Here is a 17,204-nt window from a genome sequence, read left to right on the forward strand (position 1 = left end):
GCCGACCGGTGCGGCGCCCGCCCTCCGGCGGTGGCGAACCCTCAGATCGCCAGGTCGCGGCGATCCAGCAGGGCGAAGGCGGCGACCAGCCCGGCCACGCCCACGCCGCAGAGGACGGCGAGCGAGGACCAGGGGACGGTCCCGTGGGCCAGCGCGTCGCCGGGCGTGTAGTAGTGGAAGGGGCTGAGGTAGCGCAGCGGCGCGGCCGGCTCCCAGGCGAGGGCCACGAAGTTGAGCGCGAAGCCGACCGCGCCGAACGCGACGGCGGCCCCGATCACGTGCGCCCGGCGCCGGCTCACCGCCGAGACGGCCAGCACCGGCCCGGTCAGGCAGAGCGTGAAGCCGCACCCGAGCAGTCCCGCGGCGAACACCCCGCCGATCGGGACGGCGGCCCGCAGGTCGGCCGAGAGCGCGACCCCGAGCGCCACCGTGGCGGTGGCCGCCGCGTTCAGCAGGACGGAGGCGGCGGCGAGCGCGGCGGTGCGCTCGGCCAGCAGCCGGCGGCGGGAGACCGGGCGGGTCATCAGCAGCTCGATGGTGCCGGACTCGACGTCGGCGGCGACGGCGGCCGCGCCCAGCGCTCCGATCGCGGTCAGCTGGAGCGCGATCCAGAACGGGTGGGTGAGTCCGGCGCCGAGCAGGCCGGCGTAGCTGGCGATGGAGACGTCCCCGTTGGAGCCGCTGAACGCCTTGAAGGCGTCCGGCGGGTTCTTCCCGCCGCCGAACAGGTCGGTGGGCGGCACGGTCCCGGTGATCACGACGATCAGGGCCTCGAAGACGACCATGCCGAACACCAGTGAGAGCAGCATCCGGCGGCGGCGGTGCAGGGCGAGCCAGACCAGGGGAAGCCGTCGGCTGACGGTGGCCCGGCTCATGACCGCTGCTCCGGGTCGGTGCCGGTGCCGCTGTGGGCGTCGGTGCCGGGCACCGCGGGTGGTCCGGACGGACCGGGCGGCGCGGGCGGGTCCTCCGGCTCCTCGCGGGTGCGGTAGAGGTCGAGGAAGGCCTCGTCCAGACCGGCCTCCTCGACGGTGAGGTCGCCGACCGGCAGGGCCGCGAGCAGTTCGCGGACCGCCCGTACGACGTCGTCCGGCGGCACCAGGAGCTCCACCCGCGAGCCGTCCCAGCGCGGGGACCAGCGCTCGGCCGCGCCCAGCGGCCGCTCGCCCCGCCCGTCGGTCAGCACCAGCCGGATCCTCCGGGCCCGGGCCTGCCGCAGGGCGGCCACCGACTGGACGGCGACCAGCCGCCCGCCGCGGATGATCGCCACCCGGCCGCAGGCCCGCTGCACCTCGGGCAGGACGTGGCTGGAGAGCAGCACCGTACGGCCGGCCGCGGTCTCCTCGGCGAGGAGTTCGAAGAAGACCTCCTGGACCAGCGGGTCCAGCCCCTCGGTGGGCTCGTCGAGCACGGTGAGGGCCGGCCGGTGCTGCAGCGCCTGGACGAGGCCCAGCTTCTGCTTCATGCCCCGCGAGTACGCCCCCACCGTCTTGTCCAGGTCGGCCCGGCTCAGCTTCAGCCGGGCGCAGAGCTCGGCCTGCCGCGGCGCGCTCGCGCCCTGGAGGTTCGCCAGCAGGTCCAGCGTCTGGCGGCCGGTGAGTTCGGGGTAGAGCCGCAGCTCGCCCGGGAGGTAGCCGATGGACGGCGACACCCGGCGGTGGTCGGCCACCGGGTCCAGGCCCAGCACCCGGACCGCGCCGGCACTCGGCTTCAGCAGCCCGACCAGGCAGCGCAGCGTGGTGGTCTTCCCCGCGCCGTTGGGCCCGAGCAGACCGAACACCTCGCCCGCGCCGATGTCGAGGTCCAGGCCGTCGACGCCGACGCTGCGCCCGTAGCGCTTGGTCAGCGATCTGAGCTCGATCACCGCCGTACCCTCAGCGGACATGCTCCACCTCCCGTGATGAGCGCGGCTCCATGGTTCCCGCGCCGGGCCGCCGCGAACCGGACTGCCGCTCCCCCACCCTGCCCCGCACCCGGCCCGCGCGCACGGGCCGAACGGCCCAGCCCGCCGGGCCGGTGGTACCGGGTGGCGGGCCGGTGGTACCGGGTGGCGGCGCGTCCGGTGGTGGGACGGCGGGGCGCCGTCGGGCGCGGGACGGCAGGTGTCCGGGGCGGCCCGGTTAGCCTGTGGCCCGCCGACGAAGCCTCATGCGGTTCATTCGGTGAATGCAATCGCCTTGAACAGTAATGCTTTTAATAAGTCTTTAGGCTCACCTGCCTTCCTCGGCGGCGGCAGAAGCACCAGGCTTTCGCACTGTTTCCGCCGGAAGGCGCGACCGCGCCGCCGGCTCCGCACGGAGAGGACTTCACGTGCCCAAGAGGCGACGTAGCAAGCTTCTGCTGAGCGCCGTCACACTGACGGCCCTGGGGCTGACCACCACCCAGGCGCTCGCCGCGCCGCCCGACACGCCCGGACAGCGTCCGCACCAGGCCCGGCACCAGGCCGAGATCGGGCAGAAGCACGCGCAGAAGGTCCGGGGCGCCGGCGCCACCGGCCCGTCGCTCACCGCCGGGTCCGCGACGCCCGGCGAGGACGAGGGCGACGAGGCGGAGAACTCCGCCGAGGGCACCGCGCAGTACACCGAGGCCCGCACCGCGCCCGGCGTGGTCGCGCCCGGCGCCTACGGCGCGGCCTGGGCCCAGCTCCAGTCGCTGCCGCACACCGGCGGCACCTGGGACCACGTCACCGACAAGCCCTACAACTCCGACGACCCGCGCTACCGCGACGTCAACTCCAACTCCAGCGGCGGCTCCGGCCACGTGACCGGCCGGATCACCGGGATCGCCGCCGACGCCGACGGCCACGTCTACGCGGGCGGCGCCAACGGCGGGGTGTTCCGCTCCCGCACCGGCGGCGGCCAGTGGCAGTCCATCTCGGACCGCCTCCCGTCGCTCTCCACCGGCACCCTGGACCTGGACGCCGGCGGACGCCTCTGGTACGCCACCGGCGAGTCCAACACCGGCGCCACCTCGTACGTCGGCACCGGCGTCTACGTGCTCGCCGACCCCGCGCACGGCGAGTTCCAGCCCGGCGACCGGGTCGGCGGCGCCGAACTGGAGTCGACCGTCATCCACGCGCTGCGGTTCGGCGGCGCCAAGGTGTGGGCGGCCACCAGCCGGGGCGTCTGGAGCCACTCGACGACCGACCTGTCCGGCCCGTGGACCCTGGAGTTCGCCCCCAACCCCGAGTACCTGCCCGGCGGTTCGAAGGCCTCCGACCCGTCCGCGCCGTACCGGAACATCGCCAACGACATCGCCGTCGACCCCAAGGACCCGTCCAAGGTCGTCCTCGCCGTCGGCTGGCGCGGCGGCGACACCTACAACGGCTTCTACGGCAAGGCCGCCGACGGCAGCTGGCAGCGGATCGGCTCGCTCGGCGAGCTGCCCACCGACGCCGCGAACGTCGGCAACGTGACCTTCGCCGCCTCCGCGGACGGCTCCCGCTACTACGCCATCGACCAGTCCCCGGCGGTCGCGGCGAGCGACCCGGACACCGGCCTCAAGGGCGTCTACGTCTCCCGGTCCGGCTCCCCGTTCGGGCCGTGGACCCTGATCGCGGACAAGGACAAGCTCAAGAACTCCGGCTCCGCGCTCCAGGGCGAGGGCTACCAGCCCGGCATCCAGGCCTGGTACAACCAGTTCCTGCAGGTCGACCCGGCCGACCCGGAGCACGTCTACGCGGGCCTGGAGGAGGTCTTCGAGAGCAGGAACGGCGGCTCCTCCTGGACCGTCCCGGGCCCGTACTGGAACTTCGGCTTCCCCTGCTGGAGCATCGACCCGGCCAAGCAGACCGGCGACTGCTCGCCGACCACCCACTCCGACCAGCACGCCGTCGCCATCGGCACGGACAAGGGCAGGCCCACCGTGTACGTCGGCAACGACGGCGGCGTCTACAGCCGCCCGGTCGACGGCGCTGCCGACGCCTCCGGCCACGCCACGGACTGGAAGTCCCTGGCCGACGGCACCATCGACACCCTTCAGTACTACTCGGTCGGCGTCGGCAAGGACCCGGCGGACCGCTCGGGCCGGGGCGTGATCGTCAGCGGCGGCCTGCAGGACAACGGGGAGTCCGTCCTGCGCGCCCGCGACAAGGTGATGGGTTCCAACTTCGGCGGCGACGGCGCCGACACCCTCGTCGACCCGGAGAACGGCTGCAACATCGCCGAGGAGTACGTCTACCTCGACGTCTGGGTCACCCAGAACTGCGCCGTCAACAACGGCGCCTGGACCACCGACCCGGCCAAGGCCACCTCCTACGAGGTCGCCCCGCCGGACAAGGAGAGCAACGCCGCGCGCTTCATCGCGCCGCTCACCAGCGACCCGAAGGACGTCAAGACCTGGATCGCGGGCGGCCGGCACGTCTGGGTGCAGCACAACGGCTACGCGATCCGCAGCGGCGAGGAGTGGACCAGCGCCTACGACCTGGGCGAGGGCCACGTCGCCACCGCCGTGGCGACCGTCCGCGGGACCGTGTACGCGGGCTGGTGCGGCCCCTGCAACAACCAGGGCTTCAGCCGCGGCATCGCGGTCGGGCACACCGACGGCACCGGCTGGCACCAGCTGAACCTGCCGGTCGAGGGCACGCTGCCGAACCGCTACATCTCCTCCTTCGCCGTCGACGAGAGCAACGCCCAGCACGTCTTCGTCGCCTTCAACGGCTTCTCCCGGACCTGGACCGAGGGCCCCGGCGCGGGCGTCGGCCACGTCTTCGAGACCCGTGACGGCGGCGCCACCTGGACCGACGTGTCGGCCAACCTGCCCGACGTCCCCGCCACCTCGGTGCGGATCCTGCCCAACGGCGGCCTGGCCCTCGGCACCGACCTCGCCGCCTTCTACCGCGCCCCCGGCACCGCCGACTGGCGCGTCCTGGGCCGCAACCTGCCCACCACCGCGGTGCAGCAGCTCAGGACCGGCCCCGACGGCAAGCTCTACGCCGCCACCTTCGGGCGCGGCATCCGGTCCTTCGACCTGCGCCGCCTCGGCCACGGCCGCTACGACGAGACGGAGGACTGACCGCTCCTCCGCTTCCCCGGTCCGGCCCGCGGGGCGTTCGAACGCTCCGCGGGCCGGGCCGCCGTGCTGCCCTGCACGGGTGCGACAGCGACCGTACGCATCGGGGCAAATCCCGCTCCGCACCCGCCCATAGCCTCGTGGGCCGAGTACCCGAGCAGCACCGAGAGCAGGGAGCGAGACCATGGCGGCAGTGGCGACGGAGGAGACCCCGGTGCGGGGACCGGAACCGGAGGTGGCCGGGGCGGCGGCGCGCACGGACGCGCCGGAGGCCGGCGGCGGCTCCGCGCCCGACCTGCACGCGATGACACGGATCACCCTGCGGCCCATCGCCTCACCGATGCCGCTGGGCTTCTTCACGGTGGCCATCTCCTCCGCCGTGGCCAGCAGCCTTCAGCTCGGCCTGATCGACGGGGCGTACCGGCAGGCCGTGGGGCTCACCCTCTTCGCCGCCTTCGTGCTCCAACTGCTGGTCAGCATCCTCGCGTTCGGCGCCCGGGACGTCATCGCCGCGACGCTGATGGCCGGCTTCGCCGGTGCCTGGCTGTCCAACGGCCTGGTGATGGCGAGCAACGCCCACGGCGGGACGCACGTGCTGGGGGTGATGAACCTGGCGTTCACGGTCTTCGCCGCGCTGATGGCCTCGGTGGCGCGGCCCAAGCGGGTGCTGTGGGTGCTCCTGATGATCGCCGTACCGCGCTACTTCGTCGCCGGCCTCCACGGGGTCACGGGCGTGCACTGGCTGGGCCAGGCCGCCGGGGCGTTCGGCATGCTGCTCGCGGCGGTCGCGATGTACGCCGCCCACGCCCTGCTGCTGGAGGAGCTCCGGGGCAAGGAGGTGCTGTGGATCGGGCGCAGCGGTCCCGTGCAGGAGGCCATGCACGCGGCGCTGCCCGGCCAGCTGCGGCGGCTGGAGACGCAGGCGGGGGTGCGCCGGACCCTGTAGCGGTCGGCGCGGGGCGGGGCCCCGGTCGGCCCGGAGCGGGGGTGCCGCTCCGGGCCGTCAGGTGGCGCGGGGGCCGGTCACTCAGGGGGCGGCCAGGCGGTCGGTCATCACCTTGATGACCGCGGCCTGGTGGTCGGCCAGGTAGAAGTGGCCGCCGGGGAAGACCCGCAGGTCGAAGCGGTCCTCGGTGTGGTCGGCCCAGGCGGCGGCCTCGTCGACGGTGACCTTGGGGTCGTCGTCGCCGACCAGGGCGACCAGCGGGCAGCGCAGGGCCTCGCCGGGCTCGTAGACGTAGGTCTCGGCGGCCCGGTAGTCGGCGCGGGTGGCGGGCAGGATCATGCGCAGGATCTCCTCGTCGCCCAGCAACCGCGCGTCGGTGCCGCTGAGACCGCGCATATCGGCGATCAGGCCGTCGTCGTCGCGCAGGTGCACCGTCTCGGTGCGATGGGTGGAGGGGGCGCGGCGGCCGGAGGCGAAGAGCGCGGCCGCGACCAGCCCCTTGTCCCGTTCCAGGCGGCGGGCGACCTCGAACGCCAGGGTGGCGCCCAGGCTGTGGCCGAAGAACGCCAACGGCCGGTCGATCCACGGCAGGAGCGCGGCGGCGATCCGGTCGGCGAGCTCGGGGACGGTGTCGAGCAGCGGTTCGGTGCGGCGGTCCTGGCGTCCGGGGTACTGGACGCACAGGACGTCCACGGACTGCGGCATCGCCCGGGCGACCGGGAGGAAGAAGCTCGCGGAGCCGCCGGCGTGCGGCAGGCAGACCAGGCGGACCTCGGCGTCCGGGCGCGGGTCGAACCTGCGGATCCACCGGTCGGCGTCAACGGGAGGGTTCACGGGAGGTGTTGTTCCTTCGGTCGTGGGTGGCAGGGGGGTGCGGGCGGAGGGCGCGCGGCCGGTGGTGGTCACTCGCCCACCGGGCCGATCCCGTCCAGCCACGCGTCGACCGCCGCGGCGGCCTCGTCGGCATGACGCTCCATCAGGGTGTAGTGGTTGCCGGAGACTTCGGTCACGGTCTGGGCGTGCTCGGGGGCGGCGGGGCGGTCGTCGGTGTCCGCGTCGTCCCGGGCCATCCACTCCGCGGCCCGGACCACCAGCGTCGGGGCCACGGCCCGCGGGGCGTCCCAGTCCTCGAAGATCCGCAGGTAGCCGCCCATCGCGGTGAGCTGGGTGCTCGGCGCGGAGACGAAGCCGAAGCGCTCCGACTGCCCCTCCACCACCGCCGACTGGAAGCGCTCGCCCATCCGCTCGCGCCGGGTGAAGCTGTCCAGCATGACGATTCCGGCCACCGGACGGCCGAGCCGCTCCAGGTGGCAGGCGACCGCGTGCGCGACCCAGCCGCCGGAGGAGTAGCCGAGCAGCACCACCGGCCCGCGGCCCACGGAACGTTCGATGGCCGTGGTGTGCACCTCGACCAGCGCGGCGACGTCCTCGGGCAGCGCCTCGCCCGGGACGAAGCCCGGCTCGGGCAGCGCCCAGATGCCGCGCCGGCCGCCGAACGCGGCGGCGAAGCGGGCGTACTGGTGGACCCCCGACGGCGCCATGTACGGCCCCAGGCAGACGAGTTGCGGTCCGTCCTGGCCCTGCGCGAAGCGCACCGGTGTGGGCAGGTGGTCGGCGGCCGACGCGGCGGTGAAGACCGGGCGCAGCCGGGCGGCGGCGGTGACCAGCTCGATCCCCTCGGCCATCCGGCCGAGTTCGCCGGCCCGGCGGTAGAGCGAGACGAGCAGGTCCTGCGACTCCGGCGACTCCGGCGACTCCGACTCCCGGGGCGCCCGGGGGTCCGCGGGCTCCTGGGTCCGGGGCTGCGGCGACTCCGGCCCGCCGCGCTCCGCCAGCAGCGACAGCAGCCGCCGTCCGACCTCGGCCGGGGTGCGGTGGTCGAAGGCCAGCGTGCTCGGCAGCCGCAGGCCGCTGGCCCGGCTGAGCCGCTTGCCGAACTCGACCGCGGTGAGCGAGTCGAAGCCCAGCTCCAGGAAGACGTGCTGGGCCTGGACCGCCTCCTTCGAGGGGTGGCCGAGCACGGCGGCGGCCTCGCCACGGACGAACTCCACGATCTCCGAGGCGTGTTCGGTGGCGTCCAGCCCGGCCAGCCGGCGCAGCAGCGGCGGCTCGGCACCGTCCTCGGCGGTGTCCCCGCCCTCCCGGGCGGCGAGCATCCGGGCCACCTCGGGCAGTTCGCCGATCAGCGGGCTGGGCCGGGCCGCGGTGAAGCCCGGGACGAAGCGCTCCCAGTCCACGGCGGCCACCACCAGTGTGGTGTCCTCGTTCTCCACCGCGCGGCGCAGCGCCAGCACCGCCGGCTCGGGGCTCATCGGCTCCAGACCGCGCAGCCGCAGGCGCTCCCCGGCGGCCGCGTCGACCATGCCGCCGCCGCCCCAGGCGCCCCAGGCGATGGAGGTGGCGGCCAGCCCGCGGGCGCGGCGGTCCTCGGCCAGCGCGTCCACGAAGGCGTTGGCGGCCGCGTAGCCGGCCTGGGCGCCGCTGCCCCAGGCGGCGGCGCCGGAGGAGAACAGCACGAACGCGTCCAGCGGGCGCTCGCCCAGCAGCTCGTCCAGGTGAGCGGCGCCCAGCGCCTTCGCGCCCAGCACGGCGGCCAGGTCCGCCTCGGTGGTGTCCGCGAGCAGCGCGGGCGCGCCGCCCACTCCGGCGGCGTGCACCACGGCGCTGAGCGGCGCCAGGTCGTCCAGCGAGGCCACCAGCTCGGCCACCGCCGCCCGGTCGGCCAGGTCGCACGCGGTGATCGTCACCTTGGCGCCGAGCGCCTCCAGTTCGGCACGCAGCCGCTCGGCGCCCGCCGCGTCGGCCCCGCCGCGACTGGCCAGCACCAGGTGCTCGGCGCCGTCGGCCGCGAGCCCGCGGGCCACCTGGCCGCCGATGAAGCCGGTGCCGCCGGTCACCAGCACGGTGCCGCGCACCCGCCAGGGCCTGACGGGGGCGCCGGCCGGGCGCGGGGCCCGCACCATCCGCCGGGCGTACGTCCCCTCGGCCCGCACCGCGACCTGGTCCTCGGCCGTGGTTCCGGCGAGCACGGCGGCCAGGCGGCGGGCGATCCGGCCGTCCGTGGCCGCGGCGCCGGCGGGCAGGTCGACCAGGCCGCCCCAGCGGGCGGGCAGCTCCAGGGCGGCGACCCGCCCCAGGGCCCAGACCTGCGCCTGGGCGGTGCCGCGCGACGGAGCGAGGGCGCCGGTGTCGAGCGCGGTGGTGTCGTGGGCGCCGGTGTCGTGGGCGGTGGTGTCGTGGGCGCCGGTGGAGACCGCCGCGCGGGTGGCGCACCACAGCGGGGCCGGGACGCCGGCGTCGCCGAGCGCCTGCACCACCGTCAGGGTGCCACCCAGGCCCCGGGACAGGCCCGGGTGGTCGGGGTGGGGCCGCTGGTCGAGCGCGAGCAGCGACAGCACGCCGCCGGGGCCGCGCTCGCCGAGGCCGTCGGCGGCTTCGTGCAGCCGCCCGGCCAGCGCCGCCCGGTCCTCGCCGTCGGCCACCGTCAACCGGACGGCCTCGCCGCCGTGCCCGGCCAGGGCGTTCAACACCAGCTCGACGGCGGGATCGGCCGCCGGCTCCTGCGGCAGCAGCACCAGCCAGGTCCCGGCCGACGCGGGCGGCGCCGGCTCCGGGAGCACCTGCCAGTCGATCCGGTACCGCCAGCCGTCCGCCGCGGACTCCTCGCGGCGGCGCCGGTGCCAGGAGGAGAGCGCGGGCAGGGCCGAGCGCAGCGTGGCGTCCTCCGCCAGCCCGAGGTCCCCGGCCAGCGCCGCCAGGTCCTCGCGCTCGACGGTCGCCCAGAACTCGGCGTCCACCGCCGGGCCCGCCGCCGACTCGGCGGGCCGGCCGGCCGCCGCCTCCAGCCAGTAGCGCCGACGCTGGAAGGGGTAGGTCGGCAGGTCCACCTGCCGGGCGTCCCAGCCGGCGAAGACCGCGGACCAGTCGGGCCGCACGCCGTTGGCCTGCGCCTCGCCCAGCGAGGTCAGGAAGCGCCGGGGGCCGCCGTCGCGGCGCCGCAGGGTGGGCACCACGACCGGTGGCAGGCCGCGCCGCGCGCCGGCGGTCCGCGCCCGGTCCTCCTCCTGGGTGACGGCGTCGATGGTCTCCTGGAGGCCGAAGGCCAGCACCGGGTGCGGGCTGACCTCGACGAAGACCTGGTGACCGTCGTCCAGCAGCAGCCGGGTGGCCTGCTCGAACCGCACGGTGCGGCGCAGGTTGCGGTACCAGTACTCGGCGTCCAGTACCGCGCCCTCGATCAGCTCGCCGGTGACGGTGGAGTGGAAGGGCACGACCGGCGCCTTCGGGGTGATCCCGGCGAGCATGCCGGCGAGTTCCTCGCGCAGGACCTCGACCTGGGGGCAGTGCGAGGGGCAGTCGACCCGGACGCGCTTGGCCGCCACCCCCTCGGCCTCGCAGGCGGCCAGCAGCTCGTCCACGGCGTCGAGGTCGCCGGCGACCACCACGCTGCGCGGGCCGTTGACCGCGGCGATGCTCAGCCGCCCCTGCCACCGCTCCAGGCGCCCGGCGGTCTCCGCCTCCGGCAGCGGCACCGAGACCATGCCGCCCGGCAGCCTGGCGAGCAGCCGGCTGCGCAGCGCCACGATCCGCGCGCCGTCCTCCAGCGACAGCGCGCCCGCGCAGCAGGCGGCCGCGATCTCGCCCTGCGAGTGCCCCACCACGGCGGCGGGCCGCACCCCGCACGAGCGCCACAGCTCGGCGAGCGACACCATGACGGCCCAGAGCACCGGCTGGACCACGTCGATCCGGTCGAACCCGGGCGCGCCGGGTGCCTCGCGCAGCACGTCCTCCACCCGCCAGTCGACGAACGGGGCCAGCGCCCGGGAGCAGGCGGCGACGCTGTCCCGGAACACCGGGGAGCCGCCGAGCAGCTCGACGGCCATGCCGGACCACTGGGAGCCCTGGCCGGGGAAGACGAACACCGCCTTCGGCTCGCCGCCGGCGGTCCCGCGCGCGACCAGGCGATCGGAGCCGCCGCTCGCCAGCGCCTCCAGCCCGGCGGTCAGCTCCGCCCGGTCGGCGCCCACCACGACCGCCCGCTGCTCGAAGGCCGAGCGCGTGGTGGCCAGCGAGTGGCCGAGGTCCTGGACGCGCAGCTCGGGCCGGGCGCGCAGCAGCGAGGCGAGCGAGGCCGCCTGCTCCTCCAGCGCACCGACCGTCCGGGCGGCCAGCGGCAGGGCCACCGCCACCGGCTCCAGCGGCACCTGGCGCGCGACGGCCTCGGCCGCCGGAACGGGTGCGGGGGTGCCGGCCGACGGGGCCGGGCGCGCGACGGGAGGCTCCTCGATGATCACATGGGCGTTGGTGCCGCTCATCCCGAAGGAGGAGACGCCGGCCCGGCGGGGCCGGTCCCGCTCCGGCCAGTCGACGGCCTCGGTCAGCAGCCGCACCGCCCCGGCCGACCAGTCGACGTGCGGGGTGGGCTCGTCGACGTGCAGGGTCTTCGGCAGCAGCCCGTGCCGCAGCGCCTGGACCATCTTGATGATGCCGCCGACCCCGGCCGCCGCCTGGGTGTGACCGATGTTGGACTTCAACGAGCCCAGCCACAGCGGACGTTCCCCGGGCCGGTCCTGGCCGTAGGTCGCCAGCAGCGCCTGCGCCTCGATCGGGTCGCCCAGCGTGGTGCCCGTGCCGTGCGCCTCCACCACGTCGACCTGGTCCGCGCTCAGGCCGGCGCCGGCCAGCGCCCGGCGGATCACCCGCTGCTGGGCGGGACCGTTCGGGGCGGTCAGGCCGTTGGACGCGCCGTCCTGGTTGATCGCGCTGCCGCGCACCACCGCCAGCACGCGGTGACCGTTGCGCTCGGCGTCCGAGAGCCGCTCCACGAGCAGCAGGCCGACGCCCTCACCCCAGCCGGTGCCGTCCGCCGCCGCCGCGAAGGCCTTGCAGCGGCCGTCGGCGGCGAGCGCGCGCTGGCGGCCGAACTCCACGAACGCGCCGGAGTTGGACATCACCGTGACGCCGCCGGCCAGCGCCATCGTGCACTCGCCCTGGCGCAGCGACTGGACGGCCATGTGCAGGGCCACCAGCGAGGAGGAGCAGGCGGTGTCCACCGTGACGGCCGGGCCCTCCAGGCCGAAGGTGTAGGAGATCCGCCCCGACACCACGCTGGCCGCGTTGCCGGTGCCCAGGTAGCCCACCACGTCCTCCGAGACCTCCAGGCCGCGCTGGAGGTAGTCCTGGTAGCCGGTGCCGACGAACACGCCGGTGGAACTGCCGCGTACCGTCGTCGGGTCGATCCCCGCCCGCTCGAACAGTTCCCAGGAGGTCTCCAGCAGCAGGCGCTGCTGCGGGTCCATCGCCACCGCCTCGCGCGGCGAGATGCCGAAGAAGGCGGCGTCGAAGTCGGGCATGTCGTGGAGGAAGCCGCCGGAGCGCGCGTAGGTGGTGCCCGGGTGGTCGGGGTCCGGGTGGTAGAGCGCGTCCAGGTCCCAGCCGCGGTTGGCGGGGAACGCCGACATCGCGTCGGTCTCCGCCGCCACCAGCTGCCACAGGTCCTCGGGGCTGCGCACGCCCCCGGGGTAGCGGCAGCTCATCGCCACGATCGCGATCGGCTCGTCGTCGGCGCGCACGGTCCCGTCGCTGTGCCCGTCGCCGGCGTCGGACTCGGGGGCCGAGCCCAGCAGTTCGACCAGCAGCAGGCCCGCCAGCGCGACGGCCGTGGGGTGGTCGAACACCACGGTGGTGGACAGCCGCACCCCGGTGACCCGGGTCAGCCGGTCGCGCAGCTCCACGGCGGTCAGCGAGTCGAAGCCAAGCTCCCGGAACGGCCGGCCGGGTTCGACCAGGTGGGGACCGCGCAGCCCGAGCACGGCGGCCGCCTCGGCGCGGACCAGCTCCACCAGGGTGCGGTCCCGCTCGGCGGGCTCGGCGGTGGCGAGGGTGCGGCGCAGCCCGGCGGCCTCCTCGGAGAGGTCGTCGGGGCGTGCTTCGGCGGCCGTCCTCAGGGCCGCCCGGGCCTCCGGCAGGTCCGCCAGCAGCGGGCCGGGGCGGGCCACGGTGAACGCGGGCGCGAACCGCTCCCACGCGACGTCGGCCACGGTCACGGCGGTCTCGCCGCGCTCCAGCAACCCGGCCAGCGCGGCGATCGCGGCGTCCGGCGCCATCGGCCGCAGGCCCCGCCGGCGCAGGCCGTCGGCGACCTCGGCGGAACCGGCCATGCCCGACTCGGCCCACGGGCCCCAGGCGACGGCGGTGGCCGCCAGACCGCGGGCCCGGCGCGCCTGGGCCAGCGCGTCCAGGTGGGCGTTCGCGGCGCTGTACGCGCCCTGGCCGCCGCCGCCCCAGACCCCGGCGATCGAGGAGAAGAGCACGAACGCGTCCAGCTCGCGCCCGCCCAGCAGCTCGTCCAGATGGGCCGCGCCGGCGGCCTTCGCCGCGACCACGGCGGCGAAGGCCGCCGGGTCGGTGTCGGCGAGCATCGCCGCGGTGTCGACGCCGGCCGTGTGGACCACGGCGGTCAGCGGGTGCTCCGCCGGGAGTCCGGCCAGCAGCCGCGCCAGCGCCTCCCGGTCCGTCACGTCGCAGGCGGCGATCGTCACGCGGGCGCCGGCGGCCTCCAGCTCGGCGCGCAGCTCGTCCGCGCCCGGGGCTGCGGGGCCGCGCCGGCTGGTCAGCACCAGGTGCTCGGCGCCGCGGCCGGCCAGCCAGCGGGCGACGTGGCCGCCGAGCGCGCCGGTGCCGCCGGTGACCAGGACGGTGCCGCGCGGCGTCCACCCGTCGGCAGGCCGTGCGGCGGACGGGCCGTCGGCGGGCTGTGCGGTGGGCGTGAGGCGGGTCAGCCGCCGGGCCAGGACGGCGTCGGCGCGGACGGCCACCTGGTCCTCGTCGCCGTCCGCCGTGAGGACGGCGACCAGCCGGGTCAGCGCCCGCGCGTCGGCGTCCGACGGCAGGTCGACCAGGCCGCCCCAGCGGTCGGGGTGCTCCAGGGCGGCGACCCGGCCGAGGCCCCAGATCTGTGCCCGGGCCGGATCGGTCGGCTCGTCGGACCCGCCGACGGAGACCGCGCCCCGGGTCACGCACCAGAGCGGCGCCTCGACGTCCGCGTCGCCCAGGGCCTGCACCAGGGTGAGGGTCGGCGCCACGCCGGCGGGCAGTGCGGCGTCCGCCGCCGCGCTCCCCCGGTCGTCGCCCAGGGCCAGCAGCGAGACGACGGTGCGCGGCGGCGTCCCGCCGTCGGCGGCCTCGCGCAGGCGGGCGGCGAGGGTCCCGCGGTCCGCGGACTCGTCGACCTCCAGTCGTGCGACCTGCGCGCCTCGTGCCGCCAGGGCCGCCTGCAGCGCGTCGCCGGTGGCCCGCGCGCCCGTGTCGGTGGGCGTCAGGAGCAGCCAGCGTCCCTGGGCCGTGAGGGGCTCGGCGTCCGTGGCGTCCGTCGCGTCCGGCAGCGGGGTCCAGGTGACCTCGTACTCCCAGTGGTCCGCCGCCGACTGCTCGCGCTGCTCGCGGGCGGCCGACTCCAGCCAGTACGACTCGCGCTGGAAGGCGTAGGTCGGCAGGTCGATCCGGCGGGCGTCGGTGCCGGCGAGAACGGCCTCCCAGTCGAGGGTGATGCCGTGGGTGTGGAGCCGGGCGAGGGCGGTGGTGAAGGCCTCGGCCTCGGCGCGGTCGGCACGCAGGGCCGGGACGGCGACGGCGTCCGTGTCGGCCAGGGCCTCCTGGACCATCGGGGTCAGGCCGCCGGGGCCGACCTCCAGGAACGCCGTCGTTCCCTGGCCTTCCAGGGTCTTCACGGCGTCGGCGAACCGGACGGCCTGGCGGACGTGGCGCACCCAGTAGTCGGGGTCGGCCAGCTCCGAGGCGGTGAGAAGGTTTCCGGTGAGGGTGGAGACGATCGGGCGGGTCGGCTCGGTGAAGGTGACACGCTGCGCGACCTCGCGGAAGCGGGCCAGCATCGGCTCCATCAGCGGCGAATGGAAGGCGTGCGAGACAGCGAGCCGATGCGTGCGGCGGCCGTCGGCCGCGAGCAGCTCGGCGACCTCCGCCACGGCGTCCTCGGCACCCGAAAGGACCACCGAGGACGGGCCGTTGACCGCAGCGATACCCACCAGGTCCTCACGGCCGGCCAGCAGCGGCACCACCTCGTGCTCGGCGGCCCGGACCGCCACCATCGCGCCGCCGGGCGGCAACTCCTGCATCAACCGGCCGCGTGCCACAACCAGTTCGGCAGCGTCGGCCAGCGAGAGGACACCGGCCACGTGGACGGCGGCGAACTCGCCGATCGAGTGCCCGGCAAGGAAGTCCGCCCGCACGCCCCACGACTCCACCAGCCGGAACAGCGCCACCTCCACCGCGAACAACGCCGGCTGGGTGAACTCCGTCCGGTTCAACAGCTCCGCGTCCTCGCCGAACACCACCTCACGCAACGGCCGTTCGAGGTGGACGTCCAGATGCGCGCAGACCTCGTCGAAAGCCGCCGCGAACACCGGGAACGACGCGTGCAGCTCACGCCCCATCCCCGGCCGCTGACTCCCCTGCCCCGAGAACAGGAACGCCGGCCCGCCGTCCCGGCCGGTCACCCCCTGGACCACGTGCGGCGCCGCGGTCCCCGCGGCCACCGCCCGGACGCCGTCGAGGAGTTCGACGAGGTCCGAGCCGACCACCACGGCACGGTGCTCCAGCGCGGCCCGCGAGGTCGCCAAGGTGTGGGCGACGTCGACCGGCCGGACGTCGGGCAGGCCGGTCACGTGCGAGAGCAGCCGCTCCGCCTGCCCGCGCAGGGCGGCCCGGCTGCGCGCGGAGACCACCCAGGGCAGCGGCCTCGCCACCGGCGGGGCGGGCACCGGCGCGGAGCCGGCCGACGGGTCGTCGTCCGCCACGGGGACGGCCGGGGCCTGCTCGATGATGGTGTGCGCGTTGGTGCCGCTGACACCGAAGGAGGAGACGGCGGCGCGCCGCGGACGCTCGCCCGCCGGCCAGGCCACCGGCTCGGTCAGCAGTCGCACCGCCCCGGTCGACCAGTCGATGTGCGGGGACGGCCGCTCCGCGTGCAGGGTCCTGGGCAGCACCTCGTGCCGGAGCGCCTGGACCATCTTGATGATGCCGCCGACCCCGGCCGCCGCCTGGGTGTGACCGATGTTGGACTTCAACGAGCCCAGCCACAGCGGACGTTCCCCGGACCGGTCCTGGCCGTAGGTCGCCAGCAGCGCCTGCGCCTCGATCGGGTCGCCCAGCGTGGTGCCCGTGCCGTGCGCCTCCACCACGTCGACGTCCGCCGCCGACAGCCCGGCGCTCGCCAGCGCCTGCCGGATCACCCGCTGCTGGGCGGGGCCGTTGGGCGCGGTCAGGCCGTTGGAGGCGCCGTCCTGGTTCACCGCGCTGCCGCGCACCACGGCGAGCACCGGGTGCCCGTTGCGCCGCGCGTCCGAGAGCCGCTCGACCAGCAGCATGCCGACGCCCTCGCCCCAGCCCGTGCCGTCCGCCTCGGCGGCGAAGGACTTGCAGCGGCCGTCCACGGCGAGGCCCTGCTGACGGCTGAACTCGGTGAACATCCCGGTGCTCGCCATGACCGCCGCGCCGCCGGCCAGCGCGAGCGTGCACTCCCGCCGGCGCAGCGCCTGGATCGCCAGGTGCAGGGCGACCAGCGAGGAGGAGCAGGCGGTGTCCACGGTCAGCGCCGGGCCTTCGAGCCCGAAGGTGTAGGAGAGCCGGCCGGAGGCGACGCTCGGCGCCGTGCCGGTCAGCAGGAAGCCCTCCAGCTCCTGGGCGTTCTCGGCGTCGCCCGCGTACCCCTGGTAGGCGAGGCCGACGAAGACGCCGGTGTTGGAGCCCCTGACCGAGACGGGGTCGATTCCCGCGCGCTCGAAGGTCTCCCAGGCGACTTCCAGGAGCAGCCGCTGCTGCGGGTCGGTGGCCAGCGCCTCACGCGGTGAGATCCCGAAGAAGCCGGGGTCGAACTCCCCGGCCCCGTGCAGGAATCCGCCCTCCCGGGTGTAGCACTTCCCCGGGGTGGCCGGGTCCGGGTCGTAGAGCCCGTCGAGGTCCCAGCCGCGGTTGTCGGGGAAGCCGGAGACCGCGTCGCCGCCGCGCTCGACCAACTGCCAGAGCTCTTCCGGGCTGTTGACCTGCCCGGGGTAGCGGCAGCCCATCGCCACGATGGCGATCGGGTCCTGGTCCTTGGCCTCGGCCTCCTGCAACCGGCGCCGGGTCTGCTTGAGATCGGCCGTCACGCGCTTGAGGTAGTCGAGCAGCTTCTGCTCATTCTGCATGTCTCGTTCACCCGCCATGTGAGTCAGGAAGTGCCGTCGTTCTG

At 75.7% G+C, this 17,204-nt stretch carries 5 protein-coding genes and 1 pseudogene; 2 read left to right on the top strand and 4 right to left on the bottom strand.

What is annotated here, in order from left to right:
- Nucleotides 1–41: 41 nt before the first annotated feature.
- Both ACFU9E_RS23825 and ACFU9E_RS23830 read right to left on the bottom strand, forming a co-directional pair.
- The gene (locus ACFU9E_RS23825; protein WP_380715318.1) at nucleotides 42–875 is read right to left on the bottom strand and encodes an ABC transporter permease subunit; all 834 of its coding nucleotides are present in this window, start codon (nucleotides 873–875) and stop codon (nucleotides 42–44) included.
- Nucleotides 872–1,864, bottom strand: coding sequence for an ABC transporter ATP-binding protein (locus ACFU9E_RS23830; protein ID WP_380715320.1), 993 nt, complete (start codon nucleotides 1,862–1,864; stop codon nucleotides 872–874). The genes ACFU9E_RS23825 and ACFU9E_RS23830 overlap by 4 nt, the downstream gene beginning before the upstream one ends.
- A gap of 446 nt (nucleotides 1,865–2,310) precedes the next feature.
- On the opposite strand from ACFU9E_RS23830, the gene ACFU9E_RS23835 reads away from it, so the two are divergent.
- Both ACFU9E_RS23835 and ACFU9E_RS23840 read left to right on the top strand, forming a co-directional pair.
- Nucleotides 2,311–5,013, top strand: a complete 2,703-nt coding sequence (locus ACFU9E_RS23835; RefSeq protein WP_380688581.1) for a glycosyl hydrolase — start codon at nucleotides 2,311–2,313, stop codon at nucleotides 5,011–5,013.
- Between the two features lie 181 nt (nucleotides 5,014–5,194).
- Entirely contained in the window at nucleotides 5,195–5,956 is a 762-nt protein-coding gene (locus ACFU9E_RS23840) for a GPR1/FUN34/YaaH family transporter (protein ID WP_380689590.1), read from the top strand.
- A gap of 81 nt (nucleotides 5,957–6,037) precedes the next feature.
- Here ACFU9E_RS23840 and ACFU9E_RS23845 read toward each other — a convergent pair whose 3' ends face one another.
- Nucleotides 6,038–6,790: a thioesterase II family protein gene (locus ACFU9E_RS23845; RefSeq protein ID WP_380689588.1), complete on the bottom strand. Its 753-nt coding sequence runs from the start codon at nucleotides 6,788–6,790 to the stop codon at nucleotides 6,038–6,040.
- 68 nt (nucleotides 6,791–6,858) lie between these two features.
- A pseudogene (locus ACFU9E_RS23850) lies at nucleotides 6,859–17,121 on the bottom strand (type I polyketide synthase); the annotation flags it as partial.
- Nucleotides 17,122–17,204 lie beyond the last annotated feature (83 nt).

This window comes from Kitasatospora sp. NPDC057595, assembly GCF_042800875.1.
Classification (GTDB): Bacteria; Actinomycetota; Actinomycetes; order Streptomycetales; family Streptomycetaceae; genus Kitasatospora.